Origin of the sequence: Micromonospora chalcea (assembly GCF_028768405.1) — a bacterium.
Classification (GTDB): Bacteria; Actinomycetota; Actinomycetes; order Mycobacteriales; family Micromonosporaceae; genus Micromonospora; species Micromonospora chalcea.
In genome coordinates this window covers 5,083,943-5,098,361 of record NZ_CP118233.1, presented here as the reverse complement: position 1 = coordinate 5,098,361, position 14,419 = coordinate 5,083,943, and the positions used below count along the sequence as shown (strand labels likewise).

16 protein-coding genes are annotated in these 14,419 nt (G+C 74.0%); 8 read left to right on the top strand and 8 right to left on the bottom strand.

Annotated features, from left to right (window positions below; translation table 11 throughout):
• Positions 1–48 precede the first annotated feature (48 nt).
• A complete protein-coding gene (locus PVK74_RS22850; RefSeq protein WP_274477176.1) occupies positions 49–2,028 on the top strand; it encodes a hypothetical protein in 1,980 nt (659 codons plus the stop codon).
• Positions 2,029–2,217: 189 nt separating this feature from the next.
• Positions 2,218–4,119, top strand: coding sequence for a DEAD/DEAH box helicase (locus PVK74_RS22845; protein WP_274477175.1), 1,902 nt, complete (start codon positions 2,218–2,220; stop codon positions 4,117–4,119).
• A gap of 293 nt (positions 4,120–4,412) precedes the next feature.
• Here PVK74_RS22845 and PVK74_RS22840 read toward each other — a convergent pair whose 3' ends face one another.
• Positions 4,413–4,664: a flavin reductase gene (locus PVK74_RS22840; protein ID WP_174536643.1), complete on the bottom strand. Its 252-nt coding sequence runs from the start codon at positions 4,662–4,664 to the stop codon at positions 4,413–4,415.
• Between the two features lie 187 nt (positions 4,665–4,851).
• On the opposite strand from PVK74_RS22840, the gene PVK74_RS22835 reads away from it, so the two are divergent.
• From PVK74_RS22835 to PVK74_RS22825, 3 genes are all read left to right on the top strand, one after another.
• Positions 4,852–5,067, top strand: coding sequence for a helix-turn-helix transcriptional regulator (locus tag PVK74_RS22835; RefSeq protein WP_036311366.1), 216 nt, complete (start codon positions 4,852–4,854; stop codon positions 5,065–5,067).
• Between the two features lie 34 nt (positions 5,068–5,101).
• Complete coding sequence (locus PVK74_RS22830) at positions 5,102–5,311, top strand: helix-turn-helix transcriptional regulator (protein WP_041798756.1); 210 nt, start codon at positions 5,102–5,104, stop codon at positions 5,309–5,311.
• Between the two features lie 75 nt (positions 5,312–5,386).
• The gene (locus PVK74_RS22825; protein WP_210884426.1) at positions 5,387–6,007 is read left to right on the top strand and encodes a putative glycolipid-binding domain-containing protein; all 621 of its coding nucleotides are present in this window, start codon (positions 5,387–5,389) and stop codon (positions 6,005–6,007) included.
• A gap of 30 nt (positions 6,008–6,037) precedes the next feature.
• Here the strand turns inward: PVK74_RS22825 and cds1 are convergent, their stop codons facing one another.
• From cds1 to PVK74_RS22810, 3 genes are read right to left on the bottom strand one after another with little or no spacing between them, the layout of a single operon-like run.
• Positions 6,038–7,129: an L-cysteine desulfhydrase Cds1 gene (gene cds1 / locus PVK74_RS22820; RefSeq protein ID WP_274477174.1), complete on the bottom strand. Its 1,092-nt coding sequence runs from the start codon at positions 7,127–7,129 to the stop codon at positions 6,038–6,040.
• 10 nt (positions 7,130–7,139) lie between these two features.
• Positions 7,140–7,982 carry an SDR family NAD(P)-dependent oxidoreductase gene (locus tag PVK74_RS22815; RefSeq protein ID WP_274477173.1) on the bottom strand — a complete coding sequence of 281 codons (843 nt, stop codon included), beginning with the start codon at positions 7,980–7,982 and terminating at the stop codon, positions 7,140–7,142.
• Positions 7,983–8,024: 42 nt separating this feature from the next.
• Positions 8,025–8,483: an Lrp/AsnC family transcriptional regulator gene (locus tag PVK74_RS22810; protein WP_030500728.1), complete on the bottom strand. Its 459-nt coding sequence runs from the start codon at positions 8,481–8,483 to the stop codon at positions 8,025–8,027.
• Positions 8,484–8,750: 267 nt separating this feature from the next.
• On the opposite strand from PVK74_RS22810, the gene PVK74_RS22805 reads away from it, so the two are divergent.
• Positions 8,751–9,017, top strand: coding sequence for a BldC family transcriptional regulator (locus tag PVK74_RS22805; RefSeq protein WP_013473529.1), 267 nt, complete (start codon positions 8,751–8,753; stop codon positions 9,015–9,017).
• Positions 9,018–9,074: 57 nt separating this feature from the next.
• Here the strand turns inward: PVK74_RS22805 and PVK74_RS22800 are convergent, their stop codons facing one another.
• On the bottom strand, positions 9,075–9,719 hold the full coding sequence (locus PVK74_RS22800; RefSeq protein ID WP_030500727.1) for a UbiX family flavin prenyltransferase: 645 nt from the start codon (positions 9,717–9,719) through the stop codon (positions 9,075–9,077).
• Positions 9,720–9,864: 145 nt separating this feature from the next.
• Between PVK74_RS22800 and PVK74_RS22795 the strand changes: the two genes are divergently transcribed.
• Positions 9,865–10,830: a terpene synthase family protein gene (locus PVK74_RS22795; RefSeq protein WP_064448406.1), complete on the top strand. Its 966-nt coding sequence runs from the start codon at positions 9,865–9,867 to the stop codon at positions 10,828–10,830.
• A 19-nt stretch (positions 10,831–10,849) separates the two neighbouring features.
• Here the strand turns inward: PVK74_RS22795 and mqnP are convergent, their stop codons facing one another.
• The 3 genes from mqnP to PVK74_RS22780 all read right to left on the bottom strand — a co-directional run bounded on the left by mqnP (position 10,850) and on the right by PVK74_RS22780 (position 13,863).
• Entirely contained in the window at positions 10,850–11,755 is a 906-nt protein-coding gene (gene mqnP, locus PVK74_RS22790; protein WP_043327388.1) for a menaquinone biosynthesis prenyltransferase MqnP, read from the bottom strand.
• Entirely contained in the window at positions 11,755–13,215 is a 1,461-nt protein-coding gene (locus PVK74_RS22785) for a menaquinone biosynthesis decarboxylase (RefSeq protein WP_043327390.1), read from the bottom strand. Before PVK74_RS22785 ends, mqnP begins: the two co-directional genes overlap by 1 nt.
• A gap of 93 nt (positions 13,216–13,308) precedes the next feature.
• Positions 13,309–13,863, bottom strand: a complete 555-nt coding sequence (locus tag PVK74_RS22780) for a carboxymuconolactone decarboxylase family protein (RefSeq protein ID WP_210884429.1) — start codon at positions 13,861–13,863, stop codon at positions 13,309–13,311.
• A 63-nt stretch (positions 13,864–13,926) separates the two neighbouring features.
• Here PVK74_RS22780 and PVK74_RS22775 point away from each other — a divergent pair, with 63 nt between their 5' ends.
• On the top strand, positions 13,927–14,397 hold the full coding sequence (locus tag PVK74_RS22775) for a MarR family winged helix-turn-helix transcriptional regulator (RefSeq protein ID WP_113972218.1): 471 nt from the start codon (positions 13,927–13,929) through the stop codon (positions 14,395–14,397).
• The last annotated feature ends 22 nt before the right edge of the window (positions 14,398–14,419 follow it).

Sequence of the window (14,419 nt, the reverse complement as noted above, 5' to 3'; positions counted from 1 at the left end):
TTCGGCCGGCGCCACGGTCGGGGGCGAGCGTAGGTGCGGAGGGGCGAGATGGGCGAGCACGAGGTTCCGGCGGAGAAGGTCCACCCCGGACCGACGCCCGACGCCGCCGACCCTGCCGACGACAGCCCGGCAGCGGCCCGCCCCGGGCCGGTGGCCGTCGCGCGGGCACGGGTGACCGTCGCCGGGGCGGCCGTACCGCCTCCCGCCGGCGACGAGCCGCCGGCGGCGCCGTCGAGCCCCACCACGTACCGCGCGGGCACCCCGGCGGACGCCCCGCCGCTGGACCGGCGTCAGCCCGGCGCGACAGTTCCCCCGTCGACCTGGTCCGCCTTCGCCGTGGCCGAACGCCCGGCGACGCCCGAGGCCCCCATCAGCACACCCGCTGCGGGTACGCCCTCCCCGGCCACGCCGGACGGCCCGGCGGCCGGTATCCCGGCTCCCCGTGTCTCCGGTTCCGCCCGGGTGCCCGTGCCCACTCCGACGGCCCTCGCCGACTCGGCTGCCCCGGCCGTTCCGCCTGCCGTGTCCGCTCCCGCCGTGTCCGCTCCCGCCGACTCGTCCACACCGGCCGCTCCGGCTGGCGTGTCCACTCCGGCTGGCGCGTCGACTTCGGCGGGCGGCGAGACGCCGGGTGAGGACGCCACCGGCGCGGATGCGGTCGCGACCGACGATCGACCGAACCGCGACGCCGCGCCGGGCGGGCCGGAGAACGCGGCCGGAAGCACCGCCACCGATCCCCGGGACGGCGCCCCGGCAGCCGGGTCCGCCGACTCCGGCACCGCGTCCCCCGCCCTCGCCGAGCAACCGGCCGGGCCGGGTGCGGTGCCCTCCGCGAAGCCCGCCGACCTCGATGCGGCGCCGTCCGCGAAGCCCGCCGGGCTCAATGCCGCGCTGTCCGCGAAGCCGGCCGGGCAAGGCGGGACGGCGCACGCCCGGGCCAGCGCCGCGGTACCCGGCCTGAGCCGGGTGTCCGCCGACGAGATCGCCGCCTCGGTGGTGGCCGCTCCCGCCGCCGCGACCGTCTACCGGGCGGGTCCGGTGAACCCGGAGCCGCCCGAGCCCGCCCAGCCGCCGGAGCCCGCGCAGCCCCCGGCCCCGCACGGTCCGGAGCCCGAGCCGGCGCCGACCCCGGTACCGGGTCCGACCCCGCCGTCGCCCGCGCCGCCGGTGCCGGAGCCGGAGCCGCCGTTCCGGCCCACGCCGCCCGCGCCCGCGCCGCCCGCGCCGGCGCCCACCCCACCGGGGCCGGTTCCGCCCGTACCGGGGCCGCCGGTGCCGCCGCCCGGACCCGCGGTGCCCCCGCCGCCGCCCCCACCGGGTCCGATGCCCGCGCCTCCGTTCCCGCCACCACCGGCGATGACGGCCACGGCGAACCCGTTGCCCGCGCCGCTGTTCCCCGCGCCACCGGCCACCGCAGGCCCGTCGTTCGGCACGCCGTCGGCCACCCCAGGCGCGCCGTCGTTCGTCACGCCACCGGTCACCGCGGGCCCGCCGTCGTTCGCCACGCCGTCGGCCGGCTCGGCGGTGCCGCCCGCGCCGGCCACCACGCCCTTCCCGTCCGCGCCGCCGGCCACGACCGGCACTCCGGCGTCCTCCGCCGAGTCGCCTCCGGCGTGGGCCGCCGCGCCCGTCTCCGCCCCGCCGCCGCCCGCGGTCCCGGCGCCGGCGCTGCCGACCTGGCCGCCGCCGGCCACGCCGGCCCGCGACGCCGACGCGACCCGTCCGGTACGTCAGCAGTCCGGCAGCACGGACCTCGCCGGCGCCGTCTACGGCGGCGGGACGGACGGACCCGGTTTCGCCACCGTGTCGTTCCCGCAGGGCAATCCGCTGGAGAACTCCGGCTCGCTGACCGGGCACATCCTGGCCCAGGGCTGGTCCGAGGAGAGCCCGGCGGCCCGGGGCGGCAACGCCAAGGTGATCATCGTGCTGGCGGTCGCGCTCACCATGCTCATCGCGATCAGTCTGCTCGTGGTCTTCCTGGCCAACGACGCGCTCAGCGGCCTGACCGGAGCCATGCCGGTCGAGTGACGGGGGTGAGCCCGCCCACTACCGCCTCGCGCTGCCGTGGCGGAGTGGGCGAAGCGCCGTACACTTGTCTCCGATTACTGACCTGGCGCGCCCCGATTGCGCGCTCATGGGCGATCTTGCGGGCGATTCGGCGGCGTGACAGGCCGCGGCGGGCCATCGCGAAGATGCGCCCCGCTCGAGAGGCATTTCTTGACCACGTTCGCTGAATCCAGCACGTCCCCGTCCGTCGACCCGAACTCCGACGCCGTCGACTTCGCGTCGCTCGGCCTGCCCCGGCAGCTCGTCGAGGCGCTCGCCCGCCAGGGCATCACCACCCCGTTCGAGATCCAGCGGGCCACCCTGCCCGACTCGCTCGCGGGCCGCGACGTACTCGGCCGGGGCCAGACCGGCTCGGGCAAGACGCTCGCCTTCGGCCTGCCGGTGATCGCCCGGGTCGCCGACCGCAACCGGGCCCGGCCGCTGCACCCCCGCGCGCTCGTCCTGGTCCCCACCCGTGAACTCGCCATGCAGGTCAACGACGCCCTCGTGCCGCTCGGCAAGTCGGTGGGCGTCTTCCTGAAGACCGCCGTCGGCGGCGTGCCGTACGACCGGCAGATCGACGCGCTGCGCCGCGGCGTGGAGATCGTCGTGGCCACCCCGGGCCGGCTCGGCGACCTGATCGAGCGCGGCGTCTGCCGGCTCGACGACGTCGAGATCACCGTGCTGGACGAGGCCGACCAGATGGCCGACATGGGCTTCCTGCCCGAGGTCACCCAGCTGCTGTCGAAGACCCCGGCGGACGCGCAGCGGCTGCTGTTCTCGGCCACTCTGGACAACGACGTCGACACGCTCGTCAAGCGGTTCATGACCGACCCGGTCACCCACTCGACCGCGCCGGCCACCGCTGCCGTGTCCACCATGGACCACCACCTGCTGCTGATCCCGCCGCACGACAAGTTCGCGGTCGCCGCGTCCATCGCCGCCCGCGAGGGCCGCACCATGCTGTTCGCCCGTACGCAGCTCGGCGTGGACCGGCTGGTCGAGCAGCTCGCGGCCGTCGGCGTGCGGGCCGGTGGGCTGCACGGCGGCAAGACCCAGCGGATGCGCACCAAGACGCTCGCCGAGTTCCGCGAGGGCCGCACGCCCGTGCTGGTCGCTACCGACGTGGCGGCCCGCGGCATCCACGTCGACGGCGTGTCGCTGGTGCTGCACGTGGACCCGCCGAAGGACCCGAAGGACTACCTGCACCGGGCCGGCCGCACGGCTCGGGCCGGCGAGTCGGGCGCGGTGGCGACGCTCGTGCTGCCCAAGCAGCGCCGCACCACGCTGGCCATGATGGAGAAGGCGGGCGTCGAGCCGGCCGAGACCCGGGTCCGGGCGGGCGACGAGGCACTGGCCGAGCTGACCGGCGCGCGCGAGCCCAGCGGCGTACCCGTGCGGGACGAGCCGGAGCCGCGGCGCGGCGGCCCGCGCCGCTTCGGCGACCGGGACGGCCGGGGCTTCGACCGGGGTGGCCGGGGCGGCTTCTCCGACCGTGGCGAGCGCCGGTTCGGCGACCGCGACGGCCGGAGCGAGCGCCGCTACGGCGACCGGCCCACGGGCGAGCGGTCCGGCGACCGGTTCGCGGACCGTGGCGGTGACCGCCGGTTCGGCGACCGTCCGGCGGGCGAGCGCTACTCGGGCGAGCGGGCCGGTGGCGGCGAGCGCCGCTTCGGGCGGCCGGAGCGTCGCGACGACCGGAGCTTCGGCGACCGGCGGTCCGACGGCCGGAGCTTCGGCGAGCAGCGGTCCGACGACCGTGGCCAGCGCAGCGACCGCTTCGGCGGCCAGCGCGACGACAGGCGTTTCGGCGAGCGCGCCGACCGCCCGTTCGGGGACCGGCACCGGCCGGCGGCCGGGCGCGGGTACGACCGCGACGAGCGGCGGTACGACGACCGGCCGGGTGGCTTCGGTGACCGTCGCCAGGAGGACCGCCCGCACGCCGAGCGGCGTTTCGGTGACCGGGGCGACGCGCGCCCGGCCGAGCGCCGGAGTGGCGGTTTCCGGGCCGAGGGGCGGGGCCGGGACGACCGGCGCGGCTTCGGCGGGCGACCGCCGGCGCGTACCCACTGATCTGAGCGCAGCCACAGCCGCCGCCGAGCACCCGCTCGGCGGCGGCTGTGCGTCTGCGGGTCAACGGGCCGGTGGCGTTCTAGCTGCGCGGTGCGAGGACGGGATACCGCCGGGTCGGCTCGTTCAACATCGACAGGCGATGCCGAGGCTGCCAGTCGGGCGGCGGTGTCGGGATGGTCTGATCGATGGTCTGCCGGAGACTTCGCCGAGCGGACCGGCCCCACGACCAGGCCACCCAGCAGCCGAACGCCTGGGCGATGACGGCGGACAACAGCAGACCGGTGCCGATCGGGTCAGACATCGCGCACCGACCGCAGCCAGCCCATGAATCGAATGTGCATCTCGGCGGGATCCGGCGGCTCGGAGTAGAGCCCGGCCAGGTCATCGGTCGCCTGCCGCATGAGGGCGGCCAGATCGACGGCGAGGTTACGCCGGTCGTGCCTGTAGTCAGCGACCAACTCGACCTTTGCGTTTTCGCACGGCCAGTTGAGCAGGTCTGCCGTGCAGACCCAAAGGGGTTTCAGCGGAGCGTGGCGCTGGGTCACTCGGGGCCTCCTGCCGTGGGTCGGCTTCCAGGTGGCACCCCCGTCCGCCGCGAACTCGCCACCGGGCGGGGGGCCTGATCCATCAGATCGCTCCCTTGCCCCCCTGTCAATGTTGACGGGCCCACGTAGGTGCGATTTCTTGTTCGCGTCAAGATAGTCGGGTCAGCCCGCTCCTACCTTCGAAGTCGTGACCAAGGAGACGGGACCGGGCGAACTCGTCGCGGCCGGTGAGATCTTGAAAATGCTCGGCGTGGGCAGATCGAGATTCCGCGAGATCCGGCGGCATCCCGCATTCCCCGCGCCGTATCAAGAGCTGTCGGTCGGCGCCGTCTGGCTGAAGCGGGACGTGGAGCGGTACATCCGGGAGCACCGGCCGCCCCGGCCGGCGGACGACGACGAGTAGCCCGAAGAGGCACGACCATGACTACCTTCGTCGGGTGAGACGACCACGCCTGTACGGGCCCGGCGAGTTGGCCGCCCTGTTCGGCGTATCGCGTCAGCGGGTCCTGCAGATCACCCGCCGCCCCGGGTTCCCCGAGCCGCTCGCCCGGCTGATCGGCATGAACGTCTGGGACGCGGACGAGGTCGACGAGTGGGCCCGCCACAACCGGCCGCCGCGCCCTACTGAGGGCGACGAGCAGGGGTAGTCAGTGGCCATCCGGCCGGCGGCGGCGTTCGCGCATCCGCTGCCGCCGACGGCCGGGTCGCGTAACGTCCGGACCATGCCGAAGTCGCTCTTCTGGGCCCGGACCGACACCGCCGGCTGCGAGCACGTCGTGCTCGACGGCGGGCAGGGGCTGACCGCGCAGGGCGTGGCACTCGCCGTGGACCCGATCCCGTACACCTGCCGTTACCGCCTGGCGCTCGCGCCCGACTGGTCGACCGACCAGCTGGAGGTCGAGGCAGAGGGCGCGGGCTGGTCGCGGAGCGTACGCCTGGAACGGGGCCGGGACGGGTGGCGCGTGCGTACCGGCGAGGAGGGTGACCTGGACGCGGCGCTGAGCGCGGCGGGCCACCCACCGGCGGGGTTGCCGGGCACCGACGACCCGGGTCGGCTGGACGACGCGCTCGACGTCGACCTGGGCGGGTCCCCGCTGACGAACACGATGCCGATCCGCCGGATCGGGTTGGGGCGGCTGCCCGCCGACATGGCGACGGCGGTGACCGTGGCCTGGGTGCTGCTGCCCGGCCTGGCCGTGATCCCGGCCGAGCAGGTCTACACCTCGCTCGGCCCGGGCCGGGTCCGGTACGCCAGCGGCACGTTCACGGCCGACCTGGAGGTCGACCCGGAGGGTTTCGTGGTGCGCTATCCGGGGCTGGCCGAGCGGGTCGACCCGCGCTGACGTCCGCCGCCGCCAAAGCCGGGGCGCCGGTCAGGCCGGCCAGGCGCCGTCGGTCAGGAACCGGTCGATGGTGGCCAGGTGCGGGGCGAGGTCGAGGCCCTGCGCGGCCACCCACTCGTCGGAGTAGTAGGTGTCGCCGTACCGGTCGCCCGGGTCGCAGATGAGCGTGACCACCGAGCCGGTACGTCCGTCCGCCAGCATCTGGGCGATCAGCCCGAACGCGCCCCACAGGTTGGTGCCGGTGGAGCCGCCCACGCGGCGGCCGAGCACCGCCGAGCCGGCCCGCATGGCGGCGAGCGACGCGGCGTCCGGCACCTGCACCATCCGGTCCACCACGCTGGGCAGGAAGGACGCCTCGACGGTGGGCCGCCCGATGCCTTCGATCCGGGAGCCGCGGCCGGTGCACACCGACCAGTCGCCGGCCTGCCAGGCGGGGTAGAACGCGGAGTTCTCCGGGTCCACCACGCAGAGCTTGGTGGGCAGCCGCCGGTAGCGGGCGTAGCGGCCGATGGTGGCGCTGGTGCCGCCGGTGCCGGCGCCGACGACGATCCAGGCGGGCACCGGGTGCCGTTCCAGCGCGAGCTGGGCGTAGATCGACTCGGCGATGTTGTTGTTGCCCCGCCAGTCGGTGGCCCGCTCGGCGTACGTGAACTGGTCCATGAACCGGCCGCCGCTGTCCTCGGCGAGCCAGCGCGCCTCCACCACCACCTTCGCCGGGTCCTGGACGAGGTGGCAGCGCCCGCCCTGGAACTCGATCTGGGCGATCTTCTCCGGCGAGGTGGAGGCGGGCATGACCGCGATGAACGGCAGCCCGAGCATCCGCGCGAAGTACGCCTCGGAGACCGCCGTCGAGCCGGACGACGCCTCGACGATCGTGGTGTCCGGGCCGATCCAGCCGTTGCAGAGCCCGTAGAGGAACAGCGAGCGGGCGAGCCGGTGCTTGAGCGAGCCGGTGGGGTGCACCGACTCGTCCTTGAGGTAGAGGTCGATCCCCCACTCGCGGGGCAGCGGGAACGGCAGCAGGTGGGTGTCGGCGGAGCGGTTGGCGTCCGCCTCGACAGCGGCGATCGCCTCGGTCACCCAGCGCCGGCTGGCCTCGTCGCACCGGTCGAGATGAGTCACGTCGGCAACGTTACAAGCGAGGTGGGCTCGGGTTTCCCCGGACCCGGCGGGCCTGCCGCCGTTGACCGGCCCGGCCGGTGGCCCGGATCACCGGCGTAAGGGCCAGGGCGAGCCGGGGGAAGGCGTCGAGCAGCCGTACCTGGGCGCCGCGCCAGCGCGGCAGGCTGACCACCGGCCGGGGCCGCCGGGCCAGCCGGACGGCCCGCGCGGCCACCCGCTCCGGCGTCAGCAGCGAACCGGTGAAGGATGCCAGCGCGCCCGGGTCGTCCAGCTTGTCGTGCAGCATCGGCGTCCAGATCCCGTCCGGGCACAGGCACGACACGTGTACGCCCCGGACGCCGGCCATCCGCAGGTCGCTCAGCGTGCCGAGGCTGAACGCGAGCAGGGCGTGCTTGCTGGCCGCGTACACCGTCTCGCCGGGCGCGGCGATCAGCCCGGCCAGCGAGACGACGTTCAGTACGTGGCCGCGGCCCTGCTCGCGCATCACCGCGACGGCGGCGAGCGTGCCGTTCATCGCGCCGAGCGCGTTCACCTCGACCACCGCGCGCCGGGTCGGGGCGTCGTGCGCCCAGGACGGGCCGGTGACCAGGATGCCCGCGTTGTTCACCCAGAGCCCGAGGCCGCCGGGTGCGGCCGCCGCCTCGGCGGCCACGTCCGCGCAGGCGGATTCGTCGCGTACGTCGAGCGGGCGCGACCAGCCACCCAGCGGCGCGGCGGCGGTCGCCACGGCATCGGCGTCGACGTCGGTGAGCAGCACGTTCCAGCCGTCGGCGTGCAGCGCGACGGCGATGGCCCGGCCCAGCCCGCCGGCCGCACCGGTGACCACTGCGGCGCCGCGTCCCGAGATCGTCATCGGCGCACGGTAACCCCAATCCCCGCGCCGGGGCCAGAGTGATCAGGCGGTGGGCGGTTCCAGCGGCTGCGGGCGGTTCTCCCACTTGGTCGACAGGGCGATGCTGGTACGGGTGGATGCCACGCCGGCCGTCCGGTTCAGCCGGACGATCAGCTGCTCCAGCTCGGCGATCGTGCCGACCCGCGCCTTGAGCAGGAAGGACTCGACGCCGGCCATGAAGTAGCAGGACTCGATCTCGGGGATGCGCCGGAACGCCTCCAGCACGTCGTCGGTGTCCGCGTCGGAGTCCTCGATGATGCCGATGAGCGCGGTGACGCCGAGCCCGATCGACTCCGGCTCGACCTCGGCCCGGTACGCACGGATCACGCCGCTGGACTCCAGCTTGCCGACCCGCTCGTGCACGGCCGGGGCGGAGAGGCCGACCTGACGGGCCAGCTCGGCGTACGACAGACGGGCGTTGCCTCGCAACAGCTCCACAAGGCTCAGGTCGATCGTGTCCACGGAGAGTGACCCTATCTCGATCGGGGCCCGGCACTGCGGCCACCGGGCGACGATGAGGTCGGGCCGCGCCTATCACAAACGTGCGCTCACGGGGGTTCTCCGCCGGTACCATTTCCTAACTTCCCAGTGTGTGCGTTTTTCGCGTTTGGCGGACACGTCCGGTAGCCGGTGCTGTAATTGCCATACGTCCCTCATGACGGCTCTGGGCTCGCACCGGCCGGGGGCAGTGTGTTCAGCCGGGGGCTTCGTCGACGCGAGGAGGGGGCTGTGGACACTGGAGATCGCCTGCTGACACCGGGTGAGGTCGCTGCGCTGTTTCGGGTTGACCCGAAAACCGTGACCAGATGGGCAGCGGCCGGCCGGATCGGCAGTATCCGGACTCCAGGAGGGCACCGCCGGTTTCGGGAATCCGAGGTGCGGGCCCTGCTCGAGGGGGAGGGCATGCTGGACGAGGCGGAGGACATGGGCAAGGCCCGCAACATGGGCCCGACCGCTTCCACCGGCCCCGGCCCGGCGAACGCCGGCATGTACTGAACGTGCGGGGCGCGGTCCGATCGAGGCCGCGCCCCGCTCGTCGTACGCCGGGTCCGGTCAGGCCGGGCCGGGCTCCCGGCGACCGGCGGCCAGCTCGCCGGCCCACCGCCGGAACAGCGTGTGCGGGACGCCCAGCGCGTCCAGCACCTTGCCGGCCACGAAGTCCACGAGCTGCCCGGCGGAGGCCGCCGCCCCGGCGCCGTAGAAGCCCGGGCTGGCCGGCAGCACCACGGCTCCGGCGTCGTGCAGCGCGATGAGGTGCTCCAGGTGGCTGCGGGTCACCGGGGTCTCCCGGGGCACCACCACTACCGGGCGGCGCTCCTTGAGGTTCACCTCGGCGGCACGCTGGAGCAGGTCCTTGGAGAGCCCGATGGCGATGCCGGCGCAGGCGGCGGTGCTGGCCGGCACCACCGCCATCCCGCGTACCCGATAGGAGCCGCTGCTCGGGCCGGCGGCCAGGTCACCGGCGGGCCAGTGCCGGATGTCCGCGCCGGTGAGGTCGCGGTCGAGCCAGGCGGCCAGGTCCTCGGCCCAGTGCCCGTCCCGGAAGGGCCGGCCGGTCTCGTCCAGCACCGTCAGCCGGGCCGCCCGGGACACGATCAGGTCCACCGCCTGGCCCGCGTCGAGCAGTGCCCGGACGACCGCCGCCGCGTACGGCGTGCCCGAGGCGCCGGAGACACCCACCACCCATGGTTCGCGCATGCCCTCAAGCGTGCCTGGTCGCCGCGGGCGGCGGACCACGACCCCCGTTCGGGCGGCCCGCCCGGGATGTCCAGAGGGTTCACGGGAGTTCCCTCGGCGTGAAATTCTTCGATCGGCAAATCCACTTCCGTGGGAAGGGCCGGTGATGACTGCGGCGGTGCTGCGGGCGCTGCGCTCCGACTGCCCCATCACGCCCCGCCTCTCCCCGTACGCGGACGACGTGCAGGGCTGGCTGGTGGAACTGGTCGACCGGCTCGGTCTGCCGCCCGACCCGGCCACCCGGCGGCGGCTGGCGCGGGCCGGGTTCGCCCGGTACGCCGGCCGCCTCTACCCGGACGCCACCGAGGCGGACCTGCGGGTGCTGACCGCGCTGTTCACCTGGTTCTTCCTGGTCGACGACGCCTGCGACGGGCGGGACGGGCTGACGCCGGGGCAGATCCGCGCGTTGCGCGACGGCGCGCTCGCGTTGCTGCGCGAGGGTCCGCGAGCCCGCCATCCGGGCTTCTCCGGCCCGCTGCGGCGCCTGCTGGTGCAGGCGTGGCGGGAGCCCCGCCGCCGGATGCCGGCCCGCTGGCGGCTACGTTTCGCCGACGCGGTCGCCGACCACCTCGACGGCGTCCACCGGGAGGCCACCGCCACCGGGTCGGGCCGTCCGCCGGGCGTCGCCGAGTACGTGCGGCTGCGCCGGGCCACCTCGGCGGCGTACGTGTCGTACCCGCTCATCGAGTTCGCGTCCGGACGCCCGCTGCCCGACGCGGTCTACCACCACCCGGCACTGCGGCGGCTCGCGGACCTCGCGAACGACCTGCTGTCCTGGTTCAACGACATCGCCTCGCTGGAGCGCGACCACGCCACCGGCGGCGGGCACAACCTGGTGCTGGCGGTGGCCGCCGAGCGGGGCGTGCCGCTGCCGGCGGCGGTCGACCTGGTGGCCGGGCACTGGCGGGCCGAGATGGCCCGGTTCGCGGCGCTCCGCGCGGCGGCGCCGTCGTTCGGCCCGACGCTCGACGACGCCGTCGCCGTCCACCTCGACGGCCTGGCCGCCGCCGTGCGCGGCACCGTGGACTGGACGCTGGAGAGCGCCCGCTATCCGGTCACCCCGGCGTCCTGACCGCGTTCCGGCGTTGCCGTTACGGCCGCAGGCCGAGCCGGATCACCAGGTCGAGCAGCGCGAGGACGAACAACGCGATGCCGACGAAGCCGTTCGCGGTGAAGAACGCCCGGTTGACCTTGCTCAGGTCGGTCGGGCTGACCACCAGGTGCTGGTACGCGAAGGCGGCAGCGGTCAGCGCCAGCCCGATCCACCACAGCCAGCCGAAGCCGACCCACGCGCCGAACCAGATGAACAGCGCGAACGTCACCACGTGCGCGACGGTGGAGGCGTGCAGCGCGAAGCGCCGGCCGTACCGGGCGGGGACGCTGTGCACGCCGATCTCCCGGTCGATCTCCGAGTCCTGGCAGGCGTAGATCAGGTCGAAGCCGCCGATCCAGAGGCCGACCGCCGCGCCGAGCAGCCAGGCCGGGCCGGAGCCGTCGAGCGTGCCGGTGACCGCCAGCCAGGCGCCGACCGGGCCGACCGCCTGCGCCACCGCGAGGATGGCGTGCGGCCAGTTGGTGAACCGCTTGCCGTACGGGTAGACGATCAGCGGCACCACGGCCAGCGGCGCGAGCACCAGGCAGAGCGGGTTGAGCAGGGCGGCGGCGGCCAGGAACACCACGAGCGCGACGGCCGCGCCGGTCCAGGCCGTCCGCACGCTCACCGCGCCGGTGACCAGTTCCCGGTTCGCCGTACGCGGGTTCCGCGCGTCGATCCGCCGGTCGAGGATGCGGTTCGCGGCCATGGCGAACGTCCGCGCGCCGACCATCGCCACGGTGATCAGCAGCAGGTCGCCCCAGCGCACCCGGCCGCCGTTGAGCTGCATGGCGGTCAGCGCCGACAGGTACGCGAACGGCAGCGCGAAGACCGAGTGCTCGATGGCGACGAGCTTGAGGAAGGACGCGACCCGGCCGGGCCGTTCCTGTACCGCCGCCGTCATCAGATCCCGTATTCCTTCCAGCGCTTGTCCACCAGTGAGACCACCTCGGGCGACATCCGCATCTCCTCCGGCCAACCCCGGGTGTAGCCCTCCTCGGGCAGTTTGCGGGTCGCGTCGATGCCCGCCTTGCCGCCCCAGAACTGCTGGTACGAGGCGTGGTCGAGATGGTCCACCGGGCCTTCGGTGAGCAACAGGTCCCGGGCGTAGTCGACATTGCCGAAGGCGCGGAACGCGACCTCGTTGTAGTCGTGGACGTCGCAGTCCTCGTCCACGATCACGATCAGCTTGGTCAGCGACATCATGTGCGCGCCCCAGATCGCGTTCATCACCTTCTGCGCGTGCTTCGGGTAGCGCTTGCGGATCGACACGATCGCGCAGTTGTGGAAGACACCGGCGGCGGGCAGGTCGTAGTCGACGATGTCCGGGATCAGGAAGCGCAGCAGCGGCGCGAAGATCCGCTCGGTGGCCTTGCCGAGACCGTGGTCCTCCTGCGGCGGCTGGGACGTGACGATCGAGTGGTAGACCGGGTCGCGCTGCATGGTCATGCACTCGATGTGCATCACCGGGAACGGCTCGACCGGCGTGTAGAAGCCGGTGTGGTCGCCGAACGGGCCCTCGGGCAGCCGCTCGCCCGGCTCGATGTAGCCCTCCAGCACGATCTGCGCGTGCGCCGGCACCTGGAGCGGGACGGTCAGGCAGTCGACCATCTCGACCCGCTCACCGGCGAGGAACCCGGCGAACAGGTACTCGTCGATGTCGGCGGGCAGCGGCGCGCTGGCCGAGTACGCCACCACCGGGTCCGCGCCGATGGCGATCGCCACCGGCAACCGCTCGCCCAGCCGCTCCGCGACCGCGTGGTGCGCGGTGGAGTTCTTGTGGATCTGCCAGTGCATGCCGATCGTGTTGTGGCTGTGCTGCTGGAGCCGGTAGAGCCCGAGGTTGCGCTTGCCGGTCTCCGGGTGCTTGGTGTGGGTCAGCCCGAAGTTGTGGAAGATCCCGCCGTCGCCGGGCCACACCTGCAACCCGGGCAGCCGGTTCAGGTCGACGTCGTCGCCCCGGTAGACGACCTGCTGGCAGGGGGCGGTCTTGACCTTCTTCGGCGGCATCGACTTGAGCTGCATGACCTTGCCGAGGCCACCCATCATCCCGGAGAAGCCCTGCGGCAGCTCCGGCTTGAGCATGTCGCCGATCCGCGCGCCGATCTCGTCGAGGTCTTCCACCCCGAGCGCCATCGCCATCCGCTTCTCGGTGCCGAACAGGTTGATCGCCACCGGCATCTCGCCCCGGGTGGGGCGCTCGAACAGCAGCGCCGGCCCGCCGGCCCGGACGGTGCGGGTGACGATCTCGCTGATCTCCAGCGTGGGGTCGACCGGCGCGCTCACCCGCCGCAGCTCGCCCGCGCGCTCCAGCGCCGCGAGGAAGTCCTTGAGATCGGTGTACGGGAAGCCACGAGCCGCCATGCCGCCATCCTCCCGCACGTTCCTGCGAGGTAAGGAAGGGCCCCCTGTTAACGCCTCCGGTAGAGGACGGGCCCCTTCTTAACACCCCGCAGCTCAGGCCGCGGGCGTCCAGGCGTACGCGGCCAGCGGCGCGTCGAGCGGCGCCTCGGTGAGCCGGTTGGCGAACGTGGAGATGGTGTACGTGCCGACGCCGAGCACCACGTCCAGCGCGTGCCGGCGCTGCCACCCGGCGGCGAGCAGCGCGTCGAGGTCGGCGTCGGGGACCGCGCCCCGGTGGTCGAGGACGGCGACGGTGAACCGGCGCAGCGCCTCCAGCCGGGGGTCGGGCAGCGTCGCGCCGGTCCGCAGCGCCTCGATCAGCTCCGGCGCGGCGGCGTGCCGGACGAGCGTAGCGGTGTGCATGGCCACGCAGAGGTGGCAGCCGTTGCGGGTGGCGACGGTGAGCACGACCACCTCCCGGGCGACCGCGTCGAGGTCGGTCGCCTCGAACGCGGCGTTGGCGGCGAGGAAGCCCTTCAATAGTTCGGGTGAGCCCGCCATCAGGCCGACGGCAGCGGGCAGGTGGCCCAGCGAGCGGCGTACCCCGGCCATGACCGGGCGGGCGGCGGCGGGTGCGGTGTCCGGCTCGTACGTGGTGAAGCGGGACATGACTGTGCCCCTCTCGTAAGATGGTCAACGTGGTTGACGAAATAGTAAACGTGGTTGTCGAACGTGGCAACGCCTGACCGCCCCGGCTTCGCGCTGCCGCTGCTCCTGCTCGCCGGCTTCCGTACGCTCGTTGACGACCTGCACGCCGAGCTGGCCCGCCAGGGGCACCCCGAGCTGCGCCCGGCCCACGGGTTCGTCCTCCAGGCCGTAGGCCCGGACGGCACCACCGCCTCCGACCTCGGCCAGCGCCTCGGCGTCTCCAAGCAGGCCGCCGGCAAGACGGTGGACCGGCTGGTCGCGCTCGGCTACCTGGAACGCGTGGACGACCCCGCCGACGCCCGACGCAAGCTGGTCCGGACGACCGCGAAGGGCCGCGACGGGCTGCACCGCTCGGCGGCGGTCTTCGACGAGCTACGCGACCGCTGGGCGGCCACGCTCGGCGCGGACCGGGTCGCCGCCATCGAGGACGACCTGCGCCGGATGGTTCCCGCCGACGTGTTCCGCCTCGACGTCCCCGGCTGGTTCGGCGGATGAATTCGTCACTGACAGGTTCGCC

Coding starts and splice junctions, on each gene's coding strand:
- mqnP (WP_043327388.1), bottom strand. CDS start 11,755: ATGACGGCGGCGGTACAGGAACGGCCCGGCCGGGTCGCGTCCTTCCTC.
- PVK74_RS22785 (WP_043327390.1), bottom strand. CDS start 13,215: ATGGCGGCTCGTGGCTTCCCGTACACCGATCTCAAGGACTTCCTCGCG.
- PVK74_RS22850 (WP_274477176.1), top strand. CDS start 49: ATGGGCGAGCACGAGGTTCCGGCGGAGAAGGTCCACCCCGGACCGACG.
- PVK74_RS22825 (WP_210884426.1), top strand. CDS start 5,387: ATGCCGAAGTCGCTCTTCTGGGCCCGGACCGACACCGCCGGCTGCGAG.
- PVK74_RS22815 (WP_274477173.1), bottom strand. CDS start 7,982: ATGACGATCTCGGGACGCGGCGCCGCAGTGGTCACCGGTGCGGCCGGC.
- PVK74_RS22800 (WP_030500727.1), bottom strand. CDS start 9,719: ATGCGCGAACCATGGGTGGTGGGTGTCTCCGGCGCCTCGGGCACGCCG.
- PVK74_RS22780 (WP_210884429.1), bottom strand. CDS start 13,863: ATGTCCCGCTTCACCACGTACGAGCCGGACACCGCACCCGCCGCCGCC.
- PVK74_RS22795 (WP_064448406.1), top strand. CDS start 9,865: ATGACTGCGGCGGTGCTGCGGGCGCTGCGCTCCGACTGCCCCATCACG.